The 22,347-nt window shown below is 64.7% G+C and carries 19 protein-coding genes; 6 read left to right on the top strand and 13 right to left on the bottom strand.

The genetic code is table 11. The features are described from left to right. Nucleotides 1–69: 69 nt before the first annotated feature. From UNPA324_RS14870 to UNPA324_RS14835, 8 genes are all read right to left on the bottom strand, one after another. On the bottom strand, nt 70–525 hold the full coding sequence (locus tag UNPA324_RS14870) for a MarR family winged helix-turn-helix transcriptional regulator (protein ID WP_128922409.1): 456 nt from the start codon (nt 523–525) through the stop codon (nt 70–72). Nucleotides 526–550: 25 nt separating this feature from the next. Continuing rightward, entirely contained in the window at nt 551–1,255 is a 705-nt protein-coding gene (locus tag UNPA324_RS14865; RefSeq protein ID WP_141934993.1) for an ABC transporter ATP-binding protein, read from the bottom strand. Beyond that, the gene (locus UNPA324_RS14860) at nt 1,252–2,043 is read right to left on the bottom strand and encodes an ABC transporter ATP-binding protein (protein ID WP_141934992.1); all 792 of its coding nucleotides are present in this window, start codon (nt 2,041–2,043) and stop codon (nt 1,252–1,254) included. The genes UNPA324_RS14865 and UNPA324_RS14860 overlap by 4 nt, the downstream gene beginning before the upstream one ends. After that, a complete protein-coding gene (locus tag UNPA324_RS14855) occupies nt 2,040–3,929 on the bottom strand; it encodes an ABC transporter permease (protein WP_141934991.1) in 1,890 nt (629 codons plus the stop codon). The genes UNPA324_RS14860 and UNPA324_RS14855 overlap by 4 nt, the downstream gene beginning before the upstream one ends. A gap of 179 nt (nt 3,930–4,108) precedes the next feature. Next, the gene (locus UNPA324_RS14850; RefSeq protein ID WP_141934990.1) at nt 4,109–5,311 is read right to left on the bottom strand and encodes an ABC transporter substrate-binding protein; all 1,203 of its coding nucleotides are present in this window, start codon (nt 5,309–5,311) and stop codon (nt 4,109–4,111) included. 78 nt (nt 5,312–5,389) lie between these two features. After that, nucleotides 5,390–5,974, bottom strand: coding sequence for an amino acid synthesis family protein (locus tag UNPA324_RS14845; RefSeq protein WP_141934989.1), 585 nt, complete (start codon nt 5,972–5,974; stop codon nt 5,390–5,392). Between the two features lie 15 nt (nt 5,975–5,989). Further along, nucleotides 5,990–6,886, bottom strand: coding sequence for a UPF0280 family protein (locus tag UNPA324_RS14840; protein ID WP_141934988.1), 897 nt, complete (start codon nt 6,884–6,886; stop codon nt 5,990–5,992). Continuing rightward, on the bottom strand, nt 6,883–8,340 hold the full coding sequence (locus tag UNPA324_RS14835) for a 6-hydroxynicotinate reductase (protein WP_141934987.1): 1,458 nt from the start codon (nt 8,338–8,340) through the stop codon (nt 6,883–6,885). The genes UNPA324_RS14840 and UNPA324_RS14835 overlap by 4 nt, the downstream gene beginning before the upstream one ends. Before the next feature lie 248 nt (nt 8,341–8,588). On the opposite strand from UNPA324_RS14835, the gene UNPA324_RS14830 reads away from it, so the two are divergent. Both UNPA324_RS14830 and UNPA324_RS14825 read left to right on the top strand, forming a co-directional pair. Continuing rightward, the gene (locus tag UNPA324_RS14830; RefSeq protein ID WP_128922417.1) at nt 8,589–9,071 is read left to right on the top strand and encodes a (2Fe-2S)-binding protein; all 483 of its coding nucleotides are present in this window, start codon (nt 8,589–8,591) and stop codon (nt 9,069–9,071) included. After that, entirely contained in the window at nt 9,071–12,592 is a 3,522-nt protein-coding gene (locus UNPA324_RS14825; RefSeq protein WP_141934986.1) for a molybdopterin cofactor-binding domain-containing protein, read from the top strand. The genes UNPA324_RS14830 and UNPA324_RS14825 overlap by 1 nt, the downstream gene beginning before the upstream one ends. 209 nt (nt 12,593–12,801) lie before the next feature. On the opposite strand, the gene UNPA324_RS14820 is transcribed toward UNPA324_RS14825, so the two are convergent. Next, the gene (locus UNPA324_RS14820) at nt 12,802–13,770 is read right to left on the bottom strand and encodes a catechol 2,3-dioxygenase (protein WP_141934985.1); all 969 of its coding nucleotides are present in this window, start codon (nt 13,768–13,770) and stop codon (nt 12,802–12,804) included. 438 nt (nt 13,771–14,208) lie between these two features. Here UNPA324_RS14820 and UNPA324_RS14815 point away from each other — a divergent pair, with 438 nt between their 5' ends. Together UNPA324_RS14815 and UNPA324_RS14810 are read left to right on the top strand one after the other, a co-directional pair. Continuing rightward, complete coding sequence (locus UNPA324_RS14815; protein WP_128922420.1) at nt 14,209–15,948, top strand: ATP-binding protein; 1,740 nt, start codon at nt 14,209–14,211, stop codon at nt 15,946–15,948. 334 nt (nt 15,949–16,282) lie between these two features. Further along, complete coding sequence (locus UNPA324_RS14810; protein ID WP_128922421.1) at nt 16,283–16,786, top strand: MgtC/SapB family protein; 504 nt, start codon at nt 16,283–16,285, stop codon at nt 16,784–16,786. Here UNPA324_RS14810 and UNPA324_RS14805 read toward each other — a convergent pair. Both UNPA324_RS14805 and UNPA324_RS35140 read right to left on the bottom strand, forming a co-directional pair. After that, complete coding sequence (locus UNPA324_RS14805) at nt 16,783–19,347, bottom strand: cation-translocating P-type ATPase (protein WP_141934984.1); 2,565 nt, start codon at nt 19,345–19,347, stop codon at nt 16,783–16,785. The two genes, UNPA324_RS14810 and UNPA324_RS14805, sit on opposite strands and share 4 nt — an antisense overlap. Next, nucleotides 19,344–19,511: a hypothetical protein gene (locus tag UNPA324_RS35140; protein WP_164936628.1), complete on the bottom strand. Its 168-nt coding sequence runs from the start codon at nt 19,509–19,511 to the stop codon at nt 19,344–19,346. The genes UNPA324_RS14805 and UNPA324_RS35140 overlap by 4 nt, the downstream gene beginning before the upstream one ends. A 416-nt stretch (nt 19,512–19,927) precedes the next feature. Between UNPA324_RS35140 and UNPA324_RS14800 the strand changes: the two genes are divergently transcribed. After that, complete coding sequence (locus UNPA324_RS14800) at nt 19,928–20,878, top strand: hypothetical protein (protein ID WP_128922423.1); 951 nt, start codon at nt 19,928–19,930, stop codon at nt 20,876–20,878. A 33-nt stretch (nt 20,879–20,911) separates the two neighbouring features. On the opposite strand, the gene UNPA324_RS35135 is transcribed toward UNPA324_RS14800, so the two are convergent. Then, a complete protein-coding gene (locus UNPA324_RS35135) occupies nt 20,912–21,055 on the bottom strand; it encodes a hypothetical protein (RefSeq protein WP_164936629.1) in 144 nt (47 codons plus the stop codon). 274 nt (nt 21,056–21,329) lie between these two features. Between UNPA324_RS35135 and UNPA324_RS35130 the strand changes: the two genes are divergently transcribed. Beyond that, a complete protein-coding gene (locus UNPA324_RS35130; RefSeq protein WP_164936630.1) occupies nt 21,330–21,485 on the top strand; it encodes a hypothetical protein in 156 nt (51 codons plus the stop codon). 13 nt (nt 21,486–21,498) lie between these two features. Here the strand turns inward: UNPA324_RS35130 and UNPA324_RS14795 are convergent, their stop codons facing one another. Next, nucleotides 21,499–22,128, bottom strand: a complete 630-nt coding sequence (locus tag UNPA324_RS14795) for a ParB-like protein (RefSeq protein WP_128922424.1) — start codon at nt 22,126–22,128, stop codon at nt 21,499–21,501. Nucleotides 22,129–22,347: the final 219 nt, after the last annotated feature.

Here is a 22,347-nt window from a genome sequence, read left to right as displayed (position 1 = left end):
TGCCCACCATCCTCAATTTGAGGAAGAATCGTGGGCACGCTTCGCTTTGCCCACCCTACGGCACTGTCGCTACCGCAGCTTATTCAACAGCGCCATCAACGTCTCGCGCTCCTTGGCGTCGAGCGGCGCCAGGGTCTCGCGGGTAATGGCGAGCGCATTGGGCGCGAGCTTTTCCGCCAGCTGCTGGCCAGCGCGCGTCAGGCTCACAAGCAGACGCCGTCCGTCCCCGGGGTCCTGACTGGTCTCGGTCAGGCCACGCGCTGTCAGGCGGTCGATCACGCCCTTGATGGTCGCGACATCCATCGCCGTCAGCCGGCCGAGCTGGTTCTGCGAGCACGGACCGGTCTCGGCGAGCTTCGACAGCGCCGCCCATTGCGTCGGGGTCAGATTGGTGCCGATGTCGCGGGAGAAGATCGAGCTGTGGCGCTGCCAGACCTGACGCAGGATGAAGCCGACCTGCTCGTCGAGCACGTAAGGCGGTTTTCCCGGTTTGATGCTCTTCTTCGCCGTGACGCTTCTCGCCATCCGCTCGCAGCCCTTCCCTTTGCCCTTACAACGACAGATGCGCGTCGCGGATGTCGGGACGCGCGTCAAGCTCGGCCATGGTGCCGCCGAAGCAGATGCGGCCGCGCTCGATGATGTAGGCGCGGTCGGAGATCAGCCGCGCGAAATGCAGATTCTGCTCGGAGACGACGATGCTGACGCCCTCCTTCTTCATGGTCAGGATGGCATCGACCATCTGCTCCACGATCTTCGGCGACAGGCCTTCCGAGGGCTCGTCGAGCAGCACCAGCGAGGGATTGCCCATCAGCGTGCGGGCAATCGTCAGCATCTGCTGCTCGCCACCGCTCATGCGGCCGCCGGGACGGTTCTTCATCTCACCGAGATTGGGAAACAGCGCGAACAGCTTCTCGCGGGTCCAGTGCGGCGCGTTCGGACGCTTCGGCTGGCGGCCGACTTCGAGATTCTCCTCCACCGTCAGGTCGGTGAAGATGCGCCGTTCCTCCGGCACATAGCCGAGCCCTTCGCGCACGATCTCATGGGTCGGACGCAGCGAGACGTCCTTGCCCTCGAACACAATGCGGCCCGAGCGCTGCGCGACGAGACCGACGATCGAGCGGAACGTGGTCGACTTGCCGGCGCCGTTGCGGCCGAGCAGCGCCACCACCTCGCCCTCCCCGACCTCGAAGCCGATGTCGAACAGGATATGCGCCGGGCCGTAGTGGCTGTTGAGGCCTTGCACCGCCAGCTTCATGCTGAGGCTCCCTCACGATGGCGGGCGTCGTAGACGAGACCCTCGCCGAGATAGACCGCCTGCACTTGCGGATTGCCGCGCACCTCCGCCGGCGAGCCCTCGGCAATCAGCGCGCCGCGGTTGAGCACGATGATGCGGTCGGCATGCTCGAACACCACGTCCATGTCGTGCTCGGTGAAGAGCACGCCGATCGATTTTTCCCGCGCGATTCGAGCCGTGAGCCGCATCAGATCGACACGCTCGCGCGGCGCCATGCCGGCGGTCGGCTCGTCCATCAGCAAGAGCTTCGGCTGGTTGGCGAGCGCCACCGCAAGCTCGAGCCGCTTCAGGTCGCCATAGGCAAGCTCGCCGCAGGGGCGATCCGCATAACCGCCCATGCCGACCAGTTCGAGCAGACGGCCGGCTTCGTCGCGGTCGAACTTGGGTGCCGAACCGAACAGACTGAACAGCTGCTTCCCGTAGGAGATCAGCGCAACCTGCACGTTCTCGCGCACGGTCATGGTGGCGAAGGTCGCGGTGATCTGGAAGGTGCGCCCGACGCCGAGCCGCCAAACCTCGCGCGGCTTTCTGCCGGTGATCTCTTCGCCGAGCAGGCGAACATGGCCGGTATCAGGCTGGTTCTGGCCATTGAGCATGTCGAAGCAGGTGCTTTTTCCCGCGCCGTTCGGCCCGATCAGCGCCAGGATTTCGCCGGCCCGCAGCGAGAACGACACCCCGCGCACGGCGTGGATGCCGCCATAGGATTTGGTCAGACCTTCGACCGCGAGAAGTGGGGGTGCAACGCTCATTCGGCGGACTCGATCGGCTTGGCAAGCAGGGGAGATCCCGGCGGCGATGACTTCCGGCGGCGCTGCGCCAACGTTTCCAGCATGCCGACGATGCCCTTGGGGAAGACGACGACGATCAGCACGATGAAGCCGCCGAGCACGAGCTTCGACAGATCGGTCTGGCTGACCAGCCAGATGTTCAGAGCCTTGTAGACGATGGCGCCGATCACCGCGCCCGACACCGTCTCGACGCCGCCGAGCAGCACCATGACCAGCGCATCGACCGACAGCGAGATGCCGAGATTGTCGGGGAAGACGCTGCCCTTCAGATACGCGAACAGCGCACCGCCGATGCCGGCGGTCGTGCCGGCGATCACGAAAGCCGTCCACTGGATGCGCTTGGCGTTGATGCCGATCGCTTCGCTGCGCAGCAGCGAGTCGCGCGTCGCACGAAGCGCATAGCCGAACGGCGAGAACACCATGGCGCGCAGCGCGATGGTCACCAGCGCCGCAACGCCGAGCGCCAGCCAATAGAAATGCGACGGGCTAGCCGCCCACTTTTCCGGCCAGACGCCCAATATGCCGTTGTCGCCGCCGGTGACGCTCACCCATTGGAACGCGATCGACCAGACAATCTGGGCGAAGGCCAGCGTCAGCATCGCAAAGTAGACACCGGAGAGCTGCACGGCGAAGAAGCCGAACACGGCAGCGCCCATGCAGCCGAGCAACGGGCCGAGCAGCAGACAGGCGACCATCGGCAGCCCCGCCATCTTGGCGAGGAACGCGACGCCGTACGCACCGAGGCCAAAATAGGCGGCGTGGCCGAAGGACGCGAGCCCGCCGACCGACATCAGGAAGTGCAGGCTGACGGCGAAGATCACGAAGATCGCGATCTCCGAGCCAACGGTCAGCGCGTAGTTGCCGGCAAACAGCGGCAGCGTCGCCGCGATGACCAGCGCCGCAAGTGCGGCCAGCCGCTCATTGGACGTCAACGGCCGCCACGGATTGACGGTGAGCCCCGGCGTCTTGCGCGCGGGCGCCTCCGGCTTGCCGAACAGACCCCAGGGCCGCACGATCAGCACCGCCGCCATCACGAGGAAGACCAGGATGATGGAGATTTTCGGGAAGATCAGGATGCCGAAGGCATTGAGCTCGGAGACCAGCACCGCGGCAACGAAGGCGCCGATGATGCTGCCGAGGCCGCCGATCACGACCACGACGAAGACCTCGACGATGATGCGCAGGTCCATCGCGTGGTGAACGGCGTCACGCGGGATCTGGAGCGCGCCGCCGAGGGCGGCCAGGAAGACGCCGACCGCGAACACCGATGTGAACAGCCATTTCTGATTGACGCCGAGCGCTGCGACCATGTCGCGGTCCTGCGTCGCGGCCCGTACCAGGACGCCCCAGCGCGTGCGCTGAAACAGCAGCCAGAGGATGCCGAGCACGACCGGTCCGAGCACGATCAGGAACAGATCGTAGCTCGGGATGTTCTGGCCGAAGAAATCGATGGCGCCCTTGAAGCCAGGCGCGCGGCGGCCGACAAGATCGTCGGGCCCCCAGATCAGCACGACAAGATCCTCGACCATCAAGGTTAGGCCAAAGGTCGCGAGCAGCTGGAACAATTCGGGCGCATGGTAGATCCGGCGGAGCAGCACCATTTCGACGATGACGCCGATCAGCGCCACGGCGAGCGCCGCCAGCACGATGCCGCCCCAGAAGCCGAAGGCACCCGACAGGCGCTCAGTCAGCGTGAAGGCAATATACGCGCCGATCATGTAGAAAGCGCCATGCGCGAAATTCACGATCCGCGTCACGCCGAAGATGATCGACAGGCCCGAGGCCACCAGGAACAGCGACGCCGCGCTGGCGAGACCGGTCAGAAACTGTACGACGTAAAAGGCCATCGGCGGTCCGGGTTGGGTGTTGCATCTCATCCCGTGCGGGGAGAGAGAGCTTCGTAGGGTGGGTTAGTCCTGCAGATGCGCGAAGCGCATCTGCTCGGCGTAACCCACCTCCTCTGGTTCTGCGGATGCAGACCGTGGTGGGTTACGCCTTCGGCTAACCCACCCTACGGCAGCGGAGTTCAATCCTTCGGCCGCAGCTTCTGAACTTCCGCGTCGCTTGGCAGGTAGTCCGCGCCCTTCTTGTAGGACGAATCCACCATCACGCCCTTGCCGTCCTGCAGCGCGGTCTTGCCGACGAAGGCACCGAGTGTCGATTGGTGATCGATCTTGCGGAAGGTGATCTCCCCGAACGGCGACGGCACGGAGAGGCCTTCTGCCGCAGCGATCAGCTTCTCCGGATCGCTCGAGCCGGCCTTCGCCAGGATCGCAGCCGCCGACTTGATGGTCTGGTAGCCGACGATCGAGCCAAGACGCGGATAGTCGTTATACTTGGCTTGGTACGCCTTCAGGAACGCGTCATGCTCGGGCGTCTTGATCGAGTACCAGGGGTAACCGGTGACGATCCAGCCCTCGGGCGTCTCGTCCTTGAGCGGATCGAGATATTCGGGCTCGCCGGTCAGGAACGAGACGACCTCACGGCCCTTGAACAGGCCGCGGGTGTTGCCTTCGCGCACGAGCTTGACGAGATCAGCGCCGAAGGTGACGTTGAGGATCGCTTCCGGGTTGGCGGCGGCAACCGCCTGCACCACGGGACCTGCGTCGATCTTGCCCTGCGGCGGCCATTGCTCGTCGACCCACTGGATGTCCGGACGCTTCTCCGACATCAGCTTCTTGAACACCGCGACCGCCGACTGGCCGTATTCATAGTTCGGCGCGATCGTCGCCCAGCGCTTGGCGGGCAGCTTGGCGGCAGCCTCGACCAGCATCGCCGCCTGCATGTAGTTGGAGGGGCGCAGGCGGAAGGTGTATTTGTTGCCCTTGGACCAGGTGACGGCATCCGTCAGCGGCTCGGCCGCGAGGAAGAACACCTTCTTCTGGTTAGCGAAGTCGCTGACAGCAAGGCCGATATTGGACAGGAACGTGCCCGCGAGCATCGCAACCCCTTCGCTCGACACCAGCTCGTTGGCCGCTGTCTGCGCGTCCGCCGGCTTGCCGCCGTCGTCCTTGGAGATGACCACGAGCTTCTTGCCATTGATGCCGCCGGCCGCGTTGACCTCCTCGACCGCGAGCTGCCAGCCCTTGCGGTACGGGTCGGTGAAGGCCGGCAGCAGCGAGTAGCTGTTGATCTCACCGATCTTGATGTCCTGCGCCATCGCCGAATGAGCCATGCCGCCCGCCAGAAGCGCGAAGGCCGCTCCCACAAAAGTGTTTCTCGCTCGCATCCCAACCTCCAGTTTTGAACTCTACGTCTTCAGCGTGACCTTGTCGGGGAAGCTGTGCCCACCTCCCCGGTTCAAACCCTATCTCAGACCGTCTTCGCCCTTGATCTCCGCAACCGTGAGCCCACCGACGCGCGGCAACGGGCGCCCGCTGTCGGTGACAGCGACGGCGACCATGATCTCGTTGGCGCGCGGCGCGTCGTTGATCTGAACTTCCATGCCGTCGAAATGGCTGCGCACGAAGGCCGCGTCCTTGTGCCCGAGCGGAATGTCCAGCGTCGTGCCGGGCCCGCCGCGCTTCTTCGACGACGGGATCAACGCTGCGCCCTTGCTCAGGACTTTACGCACCGGCGCTCCCATTTTCGGGTGAAGGATCGCGGCGGCGTGTTCCAATTCGCCGTTCTCGCCGACGGCCGCGGCCTTGCCATAGCTCTGCGCCTTCGCGCCGTCGATACCGAGCGCCGCCACCGCGCGCTTCGACAAGAGCTCGCCGAGCTCCTCGCCGATCGCGATCAACGGCGAGAGGTCCTCGACATATCGTCCAGCGAAAGGATTTTCGATCACGGCAATGGCTGCGGCACGCCGGGTCGGCGGCGAGACCTGGCGCCCCATCTCCATCTGCGTCTCTTCGACGACTGTGACGATCTTGCGGATGATCGCGCTCATGTTTCGCTTCCCTGTTCAGGCACCAACCGCGCTCTCCAGCAGACGCGGGCGCGTTCGTTGCTCTTCTATATCCTTAGGTCCGATGACAAGCATATCACCACAAAGCTGCAATACGGCACCCTCGATCAATCCGCGATCGAACAATTGACGTGCACATTCCGCGCCAGAATCGAGGGCGGCAGTGATCTCATCCTGTGACAATTGACCGACATTTCGGGTGACAAGACGCGCGCCGAGATCGTTGTCGGGCTGAAGCTCGCAGGCCGGTTGCCTGACGACGGCAGGATGCCCCGGCAGATCGACGGCGTTGGCAATCACCGTCGCCGCGGCATCGGCCTGTGAAGCCGTCGCGGCCAGCACCGTCACCGCATCGGCAATCCCGAGCGAAAAGCTGCGGCCGTGCCGCCCGCTGGTCGCGACGCCCCCGACCTGGTCATCCGCATCGACCCTCATGGCTCGTATCACGCCGTCACGATCGGGACGATCCATCAGTCCAATCGAGAAATTCTCGCCTTTGCCCAGATGAAGGGCGATGTCGCCGCCATTGTTGACATAGGCCCGATCGAGCGTCGCAGCGCCCAGCATGGCGCCGAGGATCTCCTCCGCCACGCTGCCGGCGACGGCGGCCATCGGCGTGATGAAGCAATCAGCGGCAAAGGGCGCCACCGCCGCGTGCATCCGGCACGCCACCACGCCCCTCAGCGAGGTGCGCTCCTCCGCAGCAGCGCGCAGCTCCGGCAGCTCCACGCAGAGCTCGTCAAGCAGCCCGGTGAACCGCCGCGCCGCAGCCTCATAGGCCGCTCGCACCGCGTCTGTGCGCCCCCTCGCCTCAACGATCAGGTCAATCGGTCCATCCTGCAAATGCAGCCGCCGGCCATCAGACAGCAATGCGATTTGCGGCAGCCTCGTCATGCCCGAGGTCCTGGAATGGGGCTCTGCCAGGGCAACTGCCGGACATCCTCGCCGTTCTGCACGTCGGACAGCGGCTTTACGTAATCCATGTGGCCACCGAGCGCCGCGTAATCAGACAGCTTCATCGTGAACTCGATCGGCGCGACCAGCGCCGGCGTCGGCACATAGCCGAACGCACCCGCCGGCATCTGGGTGACATCGACCATGTAGGTGATGCCGCCGCCGGGCCAGACATAGACCGGCGCGCCGCCGCTGGTGACGCGCGTCAGAGCATCCTTCACCGAGCGCGTCAGCCGCACCGGATTGTCGGTGACGCCGGCGCGCAAGGAACCACCGGCGCCGGCCATGAACAGCACCGTGCACAGCGCCGGTTCGCAATTCTCCTGGATGCGCTCGACCGAGAACTTCAGATCGGCAGGCATCTCGGTCTCGACCGGCTTCAAGGCCTCGTCGAGCACGTAGTAGGACGAGTGCTCGCCGGTCGTGGACACCATCAGCATGGTCAGACCGGGCTTTGCTTCTTTGGGATCGAACGGCCCGAGGATCGCCAGCGGATCGGAAATGTTGGTGCCGCCCCACCCCGTGCCGGGATCGGCGACCTGGAAATAGCGGCCGGGCGTCGAACGCCGGCCTTTCATCTTGATGCCGGTGTCGGCGATGTCGAGCAGCTTGCCGGCCTGATGCTCCGAGAGCACCCCGGTGATGTGATCGTCGACCACGACGACCTCGTCGACCTTGCCGTGCCATTGTTTTGCGAACATGCCGATCGTCGCCGAGCCGCAGCCGACCCGCATGCGCTCTTCCCTGATACCGTTGACGACAGGCGGCTCGCCGGCCTGCACCACCACGGTGGCGCCGCCGTCGATGGTGAGCTCGACCGCCTTGCAATTGGCGAGGTCCATCAGCGTATCGCAGGTGACGCGGCCCTCCTTCTTGGAGCCGCCGGTCAGGTGATGCACGCCGCCGAGCGACAGCATCTGCGAGCCGTATTCGCTGGTGGTGACGTGGCCGACTGCCTCGCCCTGCGCGCGCACGGTCGCGGTCTCCGGCCCGAGATAGCGGTCGGTGTCGATCTTCACCTTGACGCCGCAATAGGAGAAGATGCCCTCGGTGACCACTGTCACCATGTCGACGCCGTCGACCTCAGCTGAGACGATGAAGGGCGCCGGCTTGTAGTCGGGATAGGTCGTGCCCGCGCCGATCGCGGTGACGAAGGTCGAGGGTTCGTGGACGATCTTGCCGTCCCAATCTTCCGTTCGGCTGAACGGGACCAGCTTGCCGCCATGCGAGACGGTGCGCTCCAGGATCACGTGCGGATCGACGCGGACGAGCTTGCCGTCGTGGTTGGCGTAGCGGTCGCAGGCACCCGCTGCGCCCGGCTTGATGTAACACATCACCGGACAAGCATCGCAGCGGATCTTGTCGATGGCGGCGTTCGTTGTTTCAGTCACCATGTCGAAGCCAGCAGGACCGCGGTTATCATTCGTATACGAACGATGTTGCGCGCGCTCCCCTCCGGCTGTCAAGCGGCGGTGCAGTGCAAAAGATACAGCTGCCGCATAAAACCTCATTTGCCTATCCGCACTGTCCACAAAGAAGGCAGTCGCGCTGCAGTGCGGCATGCATGGCTTGCACGTTTGTGTACAAACGGTATCGTCGCGGTCGAGATTTGGCAGCAATTGCCGCGAGCTTGAGAATGAGGATGACGCAGACACCGATCCGCCTCACCGTGAACGGCAGGATCCACGAGATCGCCGCGGCGCCGGAGACGCCGCTGCTCTACGTGCTGCGCAACGATCTCGGTCTCAACGGCCCGAAATATGGATGCGGCCTCGGCGAATGCGGCACCTGCACTGTCCTGATCGATGGCGCGGCAGCGCGCTCCTGCGTGATTCCCGTCAGCGGCTGCGTCGGCCGTGACATCGTGACGCTCGAAGGGCTCGGCACGCGCGACAAGCCCGATGTGGTGCAGCAGGCCTTCATCGACGAGCAGGCCGCGCAATGCGGCTACTGCCTCAACGGCATGATCATGACCACCAAGGCGTTGCTCGCGATCAACCCGCGACCGACCGAACAGGAGGCGCTGGCGGCGTTGCGCTATAATCTCTGCCGTTGCGGCACCCATGTCGAAATCCTCCGCGCCGTGATGCGGGCGTCGGGCCAGCTCACCGAGGCCGCGGATTGATGGCCTTCCCTGTTTCGAACGGAGCTGAGCGTTCACCCGGCTCGCTCGTCGTCGTCCGCACCGTGGACGAGGTCACATCCGAGACCTTCGTGCGGATCGCCGCCGACGGATCGGTCACGGCCTATAACGGCCATGTCGATCTCGGCACCGGCATTCGCACGGCACTCGGCCAGATCGTCGCCGAAGAGCTCGACGTGTCCTTTGCGCGCGTCGTCGTGGTGCTCGGCGACACCGCTTTGGTGCCGAACCAGGGCGCGACCATCGCGAGCGAGACCATCCAGATCACCGCCGTCCCCCTGCGCAAGGCCGCGGCGCAAGCGCGGCACTTCCTGATCGCGCGCGCGGCCGAGCGGCTCGAGCTTCCGGCCACCGACCTCAGGATCGAAGACGGCCTCGTCCGCGGGCACGATAATCGCAGCGTCAGCTACGGCGAGCTGATCGGTGGCGAAGAGATCAGGCTCGAGCTTGCTGACGATGTCGCGGTCAAACCGGTCGGCGATTACGCCATCGTCGGCCAAGCCGTCCCGCGCGTCGACCTGCCGGCCAAGGCCATGGGCGAGCTGACCTTCGTCCATGACATCCGCGTGCCGGGCATGTTGCATGGCCGCGTGGTGCGCCCGCCCTATTCTGGTGTCGATGCCGGCCCGTTCGTCGGCACCAGCCTGATCGCGGTCGACGAAGCATCGGTCCGCAACGTTCCCGGCCTCGTGGCAGTGGTGCGCATCGGCGACTTCGTCGGTGTCGTCGCCGAGCGCGAGGAGAATGCGATCCGTGCGGCGGAGCAGCTCAAGGTAAGCTGGAAGCCGACGCCGACCCTCACCGATCTTTCCGACGTCGAGACCGCGCTGCGCGCCAATCCATCGACGCCGCGCACGCTGATCGACAAGGGCGATGTCAGCGCGGCCATCGCCGGCGCGACCAAGCCGATGCAGCGTACTTATGTCTGGCCGTATCAGATGCACGCCTCGATCGGCCCGTCCTGCGCCGTTGCCGATTTTCAGGACGGCAACATCAGGGTCTGGTCGGGCACGCAGAATCCACACGTGCTGCGCAGCGACCTTGCGCTCCTGATCGAGCGGCCCGAGAGCGAGATCGAGGTCGTCCGCCTGGAGGCCGCGGGCTGCTACGGCCGCAACTGCGCCGACGACGTCACGGCCGACGCGCTGCTGCTGTCGCGCGCGGTCGGCCGTCCCGTCCGCGTACAGTTGACACGCGAGCAGGAGCACGCCTGGGAGCCCAAGGGCACCGCGCAGCTCATCGACGTCAATGGCGGGCTGAATGCGGACGGCGGCGTTGCCGGTTACGACCTTGCCACGCGCTATCCCTCGAACGCCGCCCCGACCCTGGCCCTGCTACTCACGGGACGGATTTCCCCGGATCCCGTGGTGCTTCAGATGGGCGACCGCACCGCGATCCCGCCCTATGACTACGACCACATGCGCGTCGTCGCCCACGACATGGCGCCGATCGTGCGCGCCTCCTGGTTTCGCGGCGTCTCCGCGCTGCCGAACACCTTCGCGCACGAATCTTTTATCGACGAGGCCGCCACCGAGGCCGGCGTCGACCCGATCGAATATCGCCTGCGCTACCTGAAAGACCAGCGCGCGGTCGATCTCGTCAATGCAGTGGCCGAGCGCGCCGGCTGGACGCCACGCCCTGTGAGGCGGGACAAGGACGGCGAAATCGTGCATGGGCGCGGCTTTGCCTATGCGCTCTATGTCCACAGCAAATTTCCCGGCTATGGCGCGGCGTGGTCGGCCTGGATCACCGACGTTGCCGTGAACAAGACGACGGGCGACGTCAGCGTGACCCGCGTGGTCGCGGGCCAGGACTCCGGCCTGATGATCAACCCGGACGGCGTGCGCCACCAGATCCACGGCAACGTCATCCAGTCCACCAGCCGCGCGCTGATGGAAGAGGTTTCGTTCGAGCGCGGCGCCGTGGCGGCGCGGGAATGGGGCGCCTATCCGATCATCCCCTTCCCCGACGTGCCGGAGATCGACGTCTTGATGCTGCCGCGTCAGGATCAGCCGCCGCTCGGCGTCGGCGAGTCTGCCTCGGTGCCGAGCGCGGCGGCGATTGCGAACGCAATCTTCGATGCCACCGGGGTGCGCTTTCGCGAGCCGCCGTTTACACCGGAACGCATCCTGAAGGGGCTTCGCGGTGAAACATCGCCCGTGCCGCAGCCCCTGCCCGCGCCCGCGGCCTCGCCTCCGTCCCGCATCTGGGAAAATCCGTTCGCGAAGCGCGCCGGCATCTTCGCCGCGGTCGCGGCGGTCTGCACCGCCGCGATCGGCATCGGTGCATCACTGCTCCCGGGGCGCGCCATTGCGCCGATCGCACGACCGGATGCATCGGTTTATTCCGCGGCAACCATTGCACGCGGCCAACAACTTGCGGCGCTCGGCAACTGCGCGGAATGCCACACCACGATCAATGGCGTGCTCAACGCCGGCGGCCGCGCGCTGGAGACGCCGTTCGGCATCATCTACAGCACCAACATCACGCCCGACGTTGAGACCGGCATCGGCGCCTGGTCCTATCCCGCCTTCGAGCGCGCGATGCGCGACGGCCTGCATCGCGACGGGCGGCAGCTCTATCCCGCCTTTCCCTACACGCATTTCGCCAAGGCTGGCGATGCCGACATGCAGGCGCTCTATGCCTACCTGATGGCGCAGCCTGCGGTGCGCGCGACGGCGCCGGCGAACGAGCTCGCCTTCCCTTACAATTTCCGGCCGCTGCTTTCCGGGTGGAATGCGCTTTTCCACCACACACGCGAGTTCAAGTCCGATCCCGCAAAGTCAGAAGCGTGGAATCGCGGTGCCTATCTCGTCGAAGGTCTCGGCCATTGCAGCGGCTGCCATTCGCCGCGCAACGCGCTCGGCGCCGAGCAGCGCAATGCCTATCTCGCTGGCGGTTTCGCCGAAGGCTGGGAGGCACCGCCGCTGACCTCGCTGTCGCACGCGCCGATCCCGTGGAGCGAGGACGAGCTGTTCGCCTATTTGCGCACCGGCCATTCGCGCTATCACGGCGTCGCCGCCGGTCCGATGGCGCCTGTCGTCAGGGACCTCAAGGCCCTGCCCGATCAAGACATCCGTGCGATGGCGGTCTATCTCAACTCCTTCAACGACGCCGCGGCCGATGCGCCTGCTCTTGCAACGAAGCTCGAGAGCGCAACGCAGGTCACCGTCGCCTCTTCCACCGGTGCGCGCCTCTATCAGGGCGCCTGCGCCGTCTGCCACGAGGTCGGAGGCCTGCCGCTGTTCGGCAGACGTCCTTCGCTCGCACTCAACAGCAATCTGCATAGCGCGACGTCGGACAATCTCGTGCAGGTGATCCTGCAGGGCATTGCCGAACCTGTAACGAGCGATCTCGGCTACATGCCGGCGTTCAGGAACAGCATGAGCGATGCGCAAATCGAGGAGCTCGTCACCTTCCTGCGCAGACAGTTCGCGCCGGACAAGCCGGCCTGGACCGGCGTGCGCGAAACGATCGCGCGGGTGCGCGCGTCGGCGCACTGAGGTAAGACGAAGGAAGGCGTGGCTGAAAGCTCGCCTGCGGCCATCCTTCGAGACGCCCGCCTGCGGCGGGCCCTCAGGATGAGGACGTAGTGCCTGACAGCAGTTCAATAAGGCAAAGCTGCCGCTTGGCCTCATCCTGAGGAGACCGCGAAGCGGTCGTCTCGAAGGACGAGGCGCTTGCTCAGACCTCTCCCAGCTCAGCTTTAACTCTAGCCGTGCTTCTTCGCCTCCACCGGCGGCGTGCCGTGGGTGTGGAAGGACTCGATCGTCTTCAATCCCCAGGCCTGGCCTTTCTTGCGCTCCTCCTCGGTCCACACGATCGGCTTCCAGTCGGGCGCGAGAATGAGGCGCGCGCCGGCATTGGCGACCTCGACGCGGTTGCCGCCGGGCTCGTAGACGTAGAGGAAGAAGGTCTGCTGAATCGCGTGCTTGTGCGGTCCGGTCTCGATGTGGATGCCGTTCTCCAGGAAGATGTCGGCCGCACGAAGAATCTCCTCGCGGCTGTCGAGCGCGTAGGTGACGTGGTGGAAGCGGCCCGGCACGCCGGAATGGTCGAGCGAATAGGCAAAATCGTAGCTCTTGTTCGACATTGTCAGCCACATCGCAGCTTCGCGGCCGTCATTGAGCACGATCTGCTCCGTGAGGCGGCAGCCGAGGTAATTTTCGAAGAACTCTCGATTGGCCTTGATGTCGACGGCGAGGCAGTTGAGATGGTCGAGGCGGCGGACATTGACGCCGCGCGCGGGAAAGCGCTGCGCCTGGTTCTTCAGCGCAGGCTTCAGCTCCGGCGGAGCTTGATACCATTCGGTCTCGTAGTAGAGCTCGACGATGTGACCGTCGGGATCGCGGCAGCGGAAGGTCGGGCCCTGCCCCATGTCGCCGTCGATCCAGCCGATGTCGAAGCCGGATCCTTTCAGCGCGGCGACGCGCCGCTCCAGCGCCTGCTGGCTGCGCGCGCGGAGCGCCATGTGCTCCATGCCCGAGGTCCTCGACGCGGTGAGCTTGAGCGAATACCGCTCGTAATCGTCCCAGCCGCGCAAATAGACCGACTCGCCCTTCTGGCCGCTGACGGTCATGCCCATGACGTCGACGAAGAATTTCAGGCTCTCATCGGGCTTGGGAGTCAGCAGCTCCATATGACCGAGATGGGCAAGATCGAGCATCGGTTCGGGCTGCATGTTGTCCTCCAGCACAGCTAGCGATCCGCCGGGCCGGATCGCGCGATCGGGTGTAGGGCTGCAACACGCCGCCCCGACCGAAGGCGGCACTGAAGCCGCCGGTTCATTTGTACTAATGTACAAATGATTAGGTCTCGTCAACAAATCAACGCTGTCCTGAACCGCATCAAGTTCGCGGCACAAACACCCATATTCCTCCAACGGCGGGCTGACCGGCCGGATGGTAAAATCTTCCTAAACTTGCTCTTTGGGCTCCAATGATCTGGAATTGCAGCATTTTCCCGCCGTTTCCGCCCATAGATGGGCAATCGGAACAAAGCTCCTGGCCGAATTGTCGCGGATTTAACGAAGCGGCCGCGCCTGCCGCTTAACCGTTTGTCCAGCCACGGCCGCGCATAGTCCAGGGCAAATCCCTCGCTCTTGCCAGGTTCATTGATCGTGACATCCTTTGGACGCGTGATTTCGGTTCGCGGATCGCTCGCCCGGGTCGGGCTGCTGGCGGAAAGCCAGATGCCCATCTCGGAAGTTCGGGCGACCGTGGGCCGCTTCGTCAGCATCCGCAGCGCCAGCTCGGTCATCGTCGCGATGATCACCGAGGTATCCTGCGAGAATTTGTCGAGCAGCGACAACTACATCGCGGTCGCCTCGGTCGACCTGCTCGGCGAGATCCTCAACGCCAGCGACAAGCCGAAATTCCAGCGCGGCGTCACCAACTATCCGACCATCGGCGATGCTGTCGACCTGATCACCAGCCAGGAGCTGCGCACGATCTACGCGCCGACCGGCTCGGACCAGATCAATGTCGGTTTCCTCCAGCAGGACCGCTCGGTCGTCGCCTATGTCGATGTCGAGGAAATGCTGTCCAAGCATTTTGCGGTGCTGGGATCGACCGGCGTCGGCAAATCCACCGGCGTGTCACTGCTGCTCAACGAGATCCTGAAGGCGCGCCCGAACCTGCGTATCTTCCTGCTCGACGTCCACAACGAATATGGCCGCTGCTTCGGCGACCGCGCGCTGGTGCTCAACCCGCGAAACCTGAAGCTGCCGTTCTGGCTGTTCAATTTCGAGGAAATCGTCGACGTGCTGTTCGGCGGCCGCGCCGGCGTGCCCGAAGAGCTCGACATCCTGGCCGAGGTGATCCCGCTTGCCAAGGGCGTCTACACCCAGTACCAGAACGCCGACCGCATTGGCCTGAAGCGCATCGATCCCAAGCAGATCGGCTACACCGTCGACACGCCGGTGCCCTATCGCCTGGTCGACCTGATGTCGCTGATCGACGAGCGCATGGGAAAGCTGGAAAACCGCTCCTCGCGCATCATCTATCACAAGCTGATCTCGCGCATCGAGGCGGTGCGCAACGACCCGCGCTACACCTTCATGTTCGACAACGCCAATGTCGGCGGCGACACCATGGCCGAAGTCATCAGCCATCTGTTCCGCCTCCCGGCGAACGGCAAGCCGATGACGGTCATGCAGCTCGCCGGCTTCCCGGCCGAGGTCATCGATTCCGTCGTCTCGGTGCTCTGTCGCATGGCCTTCGATTTCGGCCTGTGGAGCGACGGCGTCTCGCCGCTGCTGTTCGTGTGCGAGGAAGCGCATCGCTACGCCTCCGCCGACCGCAACATCGGCTTCGGGCCAACCCGCAAGGCTGTGTCGCGCATCGCCAAGGAAGGCCGCAAATACGGCGTCTATCTCGGCCTCATCACCCAGCGTCCGGCCGAGCTCGACGCCACCATCATCTCCCAATGCAACACGCTGTTCACGATGCGTCTTGCCAACGAGCGCGACCAGACGCTGCTGCGCGCCGCCGTGTCGGACGCCGCCGCAAACCTTCTCTCCTTCGTGCCCTCCCTCGGCACGCGTGAAGTGCTGGCCTTCGGCGAGGGCGTCGCGCTGCCGACCCGCTTGCGCTTCAAGGAGGTGCCGCCGCATCAATTGCCGCGCGGCGAAGCCACCATCTCGAGCGTACCGTCCGTCACCTCCGGCCACGACATGCATTTCGTCAGCGCCGTGCTCGAGCGCTGGCGCGGCGCCACCTCGCAGCGCGACGTGCCGAACGATCCGGTGTTCTCGGCTCCGCCCGCCAAAACGCTCTCCAACGTCGAGGCCCCGCTGCTGCAACCCTCGATGGGGCTCGATCCGGACCGCTTCTCGCTCCTGAAGAAGCCGCTGCGGTAAGGCGCGGACACCACTTCCACAGATTCCGCTGTCATGCCCCCGGCTTGCCGCCTTCGCCAAAGCTCCGGCGTGCCGAGCACTCTTGTAGCCCCGGCGTAGCCTTGGCGGAGACGGGACCGGGGCATCCAGTAATCCGCGGCCTCTCGATTGAATCAGTTCTGTCTCTGGAATACTGGATCGCCCGATCAAGGTCGGGCGACGACACTGAGTGCGTGGCGGGCACCTCGGCACATTGAGGCGGCCGCCCGCATGGACTATGTTTTGCCCGCTCGAAGCCGGCTTTCCTAACCGTGGCAAGCCTGCGCACGAGTGCCGAAGACGTGACGGACAAGACATGACCGAACTGGACTGGCCCGAAATTCTGCTGCGCCTCGGAGCCGCGACGCTCGCCGGCGGCGCGATCGGCCTGGACCGCGACCTGCACGGCAAGCCGATCGGGCTGAAGACGCTCGGTATCGTCGGGCTCTCCACTGCGACCGTCGTGCTGCTTGCGGTCCAATTTGCCGAGCCCGGCAAGATGACCGATGCGGCGAGCCGTGTGATCCAAGGCATCCTGACCGGAATCGGTTTCGTCGGAGCCGGCGTCATCGTCCACGAGAGCGAACGTTTTCGCGTGCGCGGCCTGACCAGCGCGGCCTGCACCTTCCTTGCCGCCTGTCTCGGCATTGCGTGCGGCATCGGGCAATGGAAGATTGTCCTGGTCGCGCTGGCCCTTGCCTTCGTTCTGCTCACGATCGGCCGCCGCGTCGAGCGCTGGTTGCATCGGATGCTTGGTGGCAGGGATGATTCGCACCGGGTGGAGGCTTCGACAAAGACGGGCTCCCAGGACGGTGGCTAGAACCGCAACCGCCGCGCCCAGATCGGCTTCAGCAATTCGAGCACCGTGAGCACCAGCAGTCCCGTGCCGAGCGTGACCATCAGATCGTCCAGGTGCAGGGGACCAAAACGAAACAGGCTGGACGCCGGCGGCCAGAACAAGGCCGTGGCGAGAACGAGCGCGATCGACAGGAAGATCCAGAGCAATGCCGGGTTCGGGCGGAAGAAGGCAGACAAGAACGACGCGCTGAAGGACCGGTTGACCAGCACCAGCGCGACGACGCAGACGACGAGCGCAATGAAGGCGAGTGCGCGCGCCTCATCGGCAGGCATGCCGGAACGAAGCGCGACGACGAAGATCGCGGCGATCAATGCAAACGCCATCGCGCCCTGAAGAACGCTCCAGCCGACCAACGGCCACGAGAACAGCTCCGCATCGGCGCGCCGCGGCGGGCGCGTCATGACATCGCGTTCCTCCCGCTCGGCTTCGAACACGAGCGAGCACACGGGGTCGATGATCAGCTCCAGAAACGCAATGTGAACGGGACCGAGAATCAGGGGCAGCCCGAAAACCAGGGGAAGCAGGGCAAGCCCCGCAATCGGAACGTGGACGGCGAAGATGAAAGCCATCGCCTTGCGGAGATTGTCGTAGATCCGGCGCCCCAGCCGGATCGATGCAACGATGGAGCCGAAATCGTCGTCGAGCAGGACGATCGAGGAGGCCTCGCGGGCGACATCGGTGCCGCGACCGCCCATCGCAATCCCGATATGGGCAGCCTTCAGGGACGGCGCATCGTTGACGCCGTCGCCGGTCATCGCAACGATCTCACCGTTGCGCTTCATCGCCTGAACGATCCGCAGCTTCTGCTCCGGCAGGACTCGCGCGAAAACGTTCACGTTCTTGACGCGCGCCTCCAACTCGCTGTCGTCCGCGAGCTTGATCTGCTCGCCGGTCATGACCTCGTTGACGTCGAGCCCGGCCTGCGCGGCGATCGCCATGGCGGTCGCCGGATAGTCGCCCGTGATCATGACGACGCGAATGCCGGCCGAGCGGCATTCGCCGACCGCCTCGGGGACGCCAAGGCGAAGCGGATCGGCCAACCCGACGAGACCGAGGAAGCGAAACGAAAAGCCTTCCTGTGAAGTCGGCAGGACCTCGCCGTCGCAGGTCGCCGCGGCAACGCCCAGCACGCGAAGACCATTCTTCGCCATAGCCGCGACCGAATCGCGCATCGCCGCCTGCTGCGCACCATCCAGCTTGCAGAGGCGCGCAATCGCCTCGGGGGCACCTTTCGCCGAGGCGAAGATGTCCTGCCGACGCGGCAATCGCCAAACCTGGGTCATCGCCAGCAGCTCGGGCCGCAGGCCGTAGCTGCGGATCAAGGTCGGGACGCCACCGGCTTCCTCAGCCTTCGGCAGATTCGCCTGCACGAACGTATGCAGGGCCTTCTCCATCGGGTCGAACGGTTCCGGCGAGCTCGCCAGAACGCTGCAACGCGCCAGCTCGAAAAACTCTGCGCCCACAGGAGCAGGCTGCGACGAGGCAATGCGCAAGCTCGTCCCGTCGCGCAGCCTCAGTTCCGCAACCGACATCCGGTTCTGCGTCAGCGTGCCAGTCTTGTCGGTACACAGCACCGTGGCGGAGCCAAGCACCTCGATCGCGGCAGCGCGCCGCGTCAGCACGCGCGCCTTCGAAATGCGCCAGGCGCCCATGGCCATGAACACCGTGAGGACGACGGCAAACTCCTCAGGCAACATGGACATGCCGATTGCGATGCCGCCGAGCAGCGCCTGCAGCCAATCCCCGCGCAATGTCCCGTAAAGCAGGACCGCGGCCAGGCTGATCGCCACGCCGCCGAGAAAGCAAAGCCGCACCAGCCGTGCGGTCTGTTGTTGCAACCGCGGCCGCTCTGTCTGCAAGCCATGCAGCGACAGCCCGATCTTCCCGATCTCGCTGCGAGGGCCGGTGGCCTCGACCTCGGCCAAGCCCTCGCCCCGCACCACCAGTGAGCCCGAATACACGAAAGGCTGATCGTCGCCGCCCGGGCGATGCTCGGCCAAAGCGGCTTCGGGAGCCGCCATCTTGGGGGCCTGCTTGCGCACCGGGACCGACTCTCCGGTCAGCAGCGACTCGTCGACCGCCAGATCGCGCGTGCTGACGAGCAACGCATCTGCCGGAACCCGATCGCCTTCGGCCAGGACGAGAAGATCGCCACGGACGACGTCCCGGCCCGCGATCCGCTGCCGCTCCCCGTCCCTGACTACGAGCGCTCGCGGACTGGTCAGCTCTCGCAGCGCTTCCAGCACGCGTTCGGTGCGGGTTTCCTGCACGATCGTGATCACGACGGAGATGGCACCGAATGCCAGCAGCAGCAGCGCCTCGCGGAGGTCGCCGAGCAGGAGGTAAATCAGCCCGCCGAAAAGAAGGAGTGCGAGCATCGGCTCGCGCAACACCTCGAGAACGATGCGCAGCGGAGTGCGCCGTTCGGGCCGAGGCAGTTCGTTGTAACCGTCCTGTTGCAGTCGCAGCCGGGCCTCGGCTTCGCTCAGCCCGGCCGAACCGCCGCTTACTTCCTTGCTCACGTCTTCCGCCGCAGGCTCCAGAGACTTCCAGCCCCCACGATGGCCGTCACGAGCAGGACGGCGACGAAGGTCTGGATGATGGTGAAGTTCAGGGCATCACGGGCGACGAACAGCGCGGTGATCGCGCCGGCAAGGACAAAGAGGATGCGGAAGATGATGCTCATGGTCGCGTCTCCGATCGGCATGACCTGAAGCCCACCTCGCCCTCGACATCGGGGCGCAACGCTCTTCGGCATTCATGCAAGAGGACAGTACCGGCCAGCACCGACACGTACTTGCGGAATGTCAAACCGTGCCTGGGACGCGATGTCGCTGATCCCGAGAACGCCGCCGCTTGCTTCATGAGATATCCACGACAGGCCCGGCCGACGATGGGCGCGTGACACGCATGCGAAATGACGCCGCGGCGGGAAATAAAGTTCCCGCCTGACGGGAACCAAAATGAATCCACAATCGCATACGTTTTGTTAAGAGCCTCGCTCATAACTAGCACAAACACGTCGGCGCAACCTCCACAAGTTTCCGTCAAGACCATGGACGGAGACGCGGACGAGTCGTGCCTGCCAAAGGGCGCCATCTCATGAACCTGCGAGCATCCATCATTGCGACGTGCGTCGGCGCAGCATTCTTCGGGGCTGGCTACATGTGGAACTACCAGCCCGACATCGTCAATTCCGATGAAATATGGAGCCTGTTTCAATCTGAGCATCGCAAGGCCCGAGCGGCGGTCTCTCGCATGCTCCTCGAGCCACGTTCAGCTCACTTCAGCGGCCTGCGAACGGTCGAGGCAGACGCTGCGAGATACGTATGCGGCGCCGTGAACGCGAAGAACAGGGCGGGCCACGCGATCGATGCCGCGTTCGTTTACACCGTCGCCAGCGACTTCGCCCGGGTCGACGACGACGGCCGGATCACCTCCCAACACTTTCCATACAAATCGTGCCCAATCGCAACCGACGTCAGGACTGCCGAACAACAAACGCCGATAGCGCCCGGCGCGCTGGCGGTGGCCAAGGCCGTCGGGAAGGTCATCCCCCAATCCAGCGGCGGGACGATGGAGCAACAGCTTGGCCAACTGGCCGCGCAGACAGCAGCAGTCGCATCGGCTGCGGGAAGCCCGTCGGGTCCGGCGGGGACAGGACCGGCCGGGACGGGACCGGCGCCGGCAGGGCAGCCTTCAATTTCGCAGATGCGGTCTTCAGTTTCGCAAATGAAAGCCGCCCCCGACACCGAACTCACCTGGCAGACCGATCGGCCGCCGGTCGCATGGCCGGCGCTCCCTTCAGGCCAATGCCCGGCGAAATCAACGCAGGAGCCGACGGCCGCCGAAGCCTTGGCTCTTGCGAAGGAGATCGAGGCCCGCTGGGAGCAGTCGAGAACATTGGAGCCTCCGACGAAACGTGTGTCGTCGGAAGAGATCAGGAAAGCACGCTGCGCGCTGCTTGCGATCGATCCCGCCGACAAGGACTATCCGCAGGCTTGGGCAGCCTTCGTGCGGCTGCGGAACATCGATCGCGAACTGGCCGGTTGAAGCCATCCGCTCTCGCGCGCAAGGCGTTTTGCGCTAGCGCTTCGCCATCAACTCGAGCGCCGGAGCAAAGCGCTCCGCGAACGTCAACGTCTTGGCGTGGTGAACTGCGGCAAACGATGCCGAGATTCCCGCCGACGCAACCGCGAGCAAGGCAATTACGAAAACGAGACGGCGCATGTTCGCCTCCTGTGTGAGCTCGACTACTCCATAGAGATGGGCCGGCTCTGTTTCAGGACGGTTTCGTGGGTGCGGAAATTGATTTCGCTCAAGCGGCTGTGATGAGATTCGGCTTATCTGGGCGCGTGCCGCGGCTACCTAATATAATAATGGTCGACGTGTTTTTGCAGAGGAGCGCGACCGGTGTTGGGAATTTCACACCCGCGGCCACGATCCTAAGCACTGCAGCGACAAGCAGCATTCGCTGGAATGGGAGTCATCGAGGACTATTCAAATGAAGATCGTGATCCAGAAGCTCAATGGCCTGTGGCACCTCATCGTCGGGTCGTGCCAGATCCGAACGCCCTTCCTGGACACCCAGGACCGCGCGCTGGTGGTCACTTACGCCCGCCGCGCCTACCCCGGCGCCAAGATCTTCCAGCGCGATTGATGAACGATCGCGTCTAATCTTCGTCCGCCGGGCCGCACCAGCCAGGCAGATAGATCGCATCCTTGCTCTTGGCCGCGGACATCGCCTTCTCGAGGGCCTTGTCGAAATCGCCCTCCACCACCTTGCGCGAAACCTTCCGGCGCAGGAAGTCGGCCCACAGGAATTCGGAGAAGGGTGTGGTGTCCTTGGCGAAGCCGCCCATGCGGCGGATTTCGCCGGCAAGGCTGCGGAACGGATCGTCCTTGAGATCGGCGATCGATTTCGGCAGATCGCGGAACGACCGCCGCTCGCCCTTAGCGTCGTAAGGGTAGACCCAGCGCTTGTTGTCCATCACGCCCCAGAACGCCTCGCGCTCGACCATGCGGAGATCGCCGACGATGGTCACCAGCACCTCCTTGACGCCTTCGTCGTGCAGCGCGCGGCCAAGATGATGATGGTCGATCACGTAATAGCGCGCGTCGGGGCCGTAGACGACGGGGATCATGTGCTTGCCGAGCAGATCGGCCTGCTTCTTCTTGTCATGCTCGCGCCAGCGCTTGCGCTTCTCCTTGACCTCGCGCATGCCGACCGTCATCTGCGTCGGCCGGAGCGACAGGATCGGGATCGGATGCACTCTCGGCTCGCGCGCGTTGGTCGTGGTCATGGTCGAGGGCCCCTCGCATGGATGCAACTGAGGTTCAGGTTCCCCCGACTATGACATGGACTTGGCGAGGGCAAGACGCGTTCGGAAGGACGCCGAGATCAAAAGCCGATGTAGACGGAAACGAACGCGCGAAGTCCTTGCCCGTCGCCATGCCCGTTGTTGCAACGCAAACCCTCGCGCACTGCCGTCGACACGACGGCCGGTTCCACGATCGCTCCG

The organism is Bradyrhizobium sp. UNPA324 (assembly GCF_006658635.1).
Classification (GTDB): Bacteria; Pseudomonadota; Alphaproteobacteria; order Rhizobiales; family Xanthobacteraceae; genus Bradyrhizobium; species Bradyrhizobium nanningense.
Note: the sequence above shows the minus strand (reverse complement) of the source record. Positions and strands in the feature narration are given on the sequence as shown.

Coding starts and splice junctions, on each gene's coding strand:
- UNPA324_RS35135 (WP_164936629.1), bottom strand. CDS start 21,055: ATGCGCCGTCTCGTTTTCGTAATTGCCTTGCTCGCGGTTGCGTCGGCG.
- UNPA324_RS14820 (WP_141934985.1), bottom strand. CDS start 13,770: ATGCAGCCCGAACCGATGCTCGATCTTGCCCATCTCGGTCATATGGAG.
- UNPA324_RS14850 (WP_141934990.1), bottom strand. CDS start 5,311: ATGCGAGCGAGAAACACTTTTGTGGGAGCGGCCTTCGCGCTTCTGGCG.
- UNPA324_RS14860 (WP_141934992.1), bottom strand. CDS start 2,043: ATGAGCGTTGCACCCCCACTTCTCGCGGTCGAAGGTCTGACCAAATCC.
- UNPA324_RS14830 (WP_128922417.1), top strand. CDS start 8,589: ATGACGCAGACACCGATCCGCCTCACCGTGAACGGCAGGATCCACGAG.
- UNPA324_RS35130 (WP_164936630.1), top strand. CDS start 21,330: ATGAAGATCGTGATCCAGAAGCTCAATGGCCTGTGGCACCTCATCGTC.
- UNPA324_RS14845 (WP_141934989.1), bottom strand. CDS start 5,974: ATGAGCGCGATCATCCGCAAGATCGTCACAGTCGTCGAAGAGACGCAG.
- UNPA324_RS14800 (WP_128922423.1), top strand. CDS start 19,928: ATGAACCTGCGAGCATCCATCATTGCGACGTGCGTCGGCGCAGCATTC.
- UNPA324_RS14795 (WP_128922424.1), bottom strand. CDS start 22,128: ATGACCACGACCAACGCGCGCGAGCCGAGAGTGCATCCGATCCCGATC.
- UNPA324_RS14825 (WP_141934986.1), top strand. CDS start 9,071: ATGGCCTTCCCTGTTTCGAACGGAGCTGAGCGTTCACCCGGCTCGCTC.
- UNPA324_RS35140 (WP_164936628.1), bottom strand. CDS start 19,511: ATGAGCATCATCTTCCGCATCCTCTTTGTCCTTGCCGGCGCGATCACC.
- UNPA324_RS14855 (WP_141934991.1), bottom strand. CDS start 3,929: ATGGCCTTTTACGTCGTACAGTTTCTGACCGGTCTCGCCAGCGCGGCG.
- UNPA324_RS14870 (WP_128922409.1), bottom strand. CDS start 525: ATGGCGAGAAGCGTCACGGCGAAGAAGAGCATCAAACCGGGAAAACCG.
- UNPA324_RS14865 (WP_141934993.1), bottom strand. CDS start 1,255: ATGAAGCTGGCGGTGCAAGGCCTCAACAGCCACTACGGCCCGGCGCAT.
- UNPA324_RS14840 (WP_141934988.1), bottom strand. CDS start 6,886: ATGACGAGGCTGCCGCAAATCGCATTGCTGTCTGATGGCCGGCGGCTG.
- UNPA324_RS14835 (WP_141934987.1), bottom strand. CDS start 8,340: ATGGTGACTGAAACAACGAACGCCGCCATCGACAAGATCCGCTGCGAT.
- UNPA324_RS14810 (WP_128922421.1), top strand. CDS start 16,283: ATGACCGAACTGGACTGGCCCGAAATTCTGCTGCGCCTCGGAGCCGCG.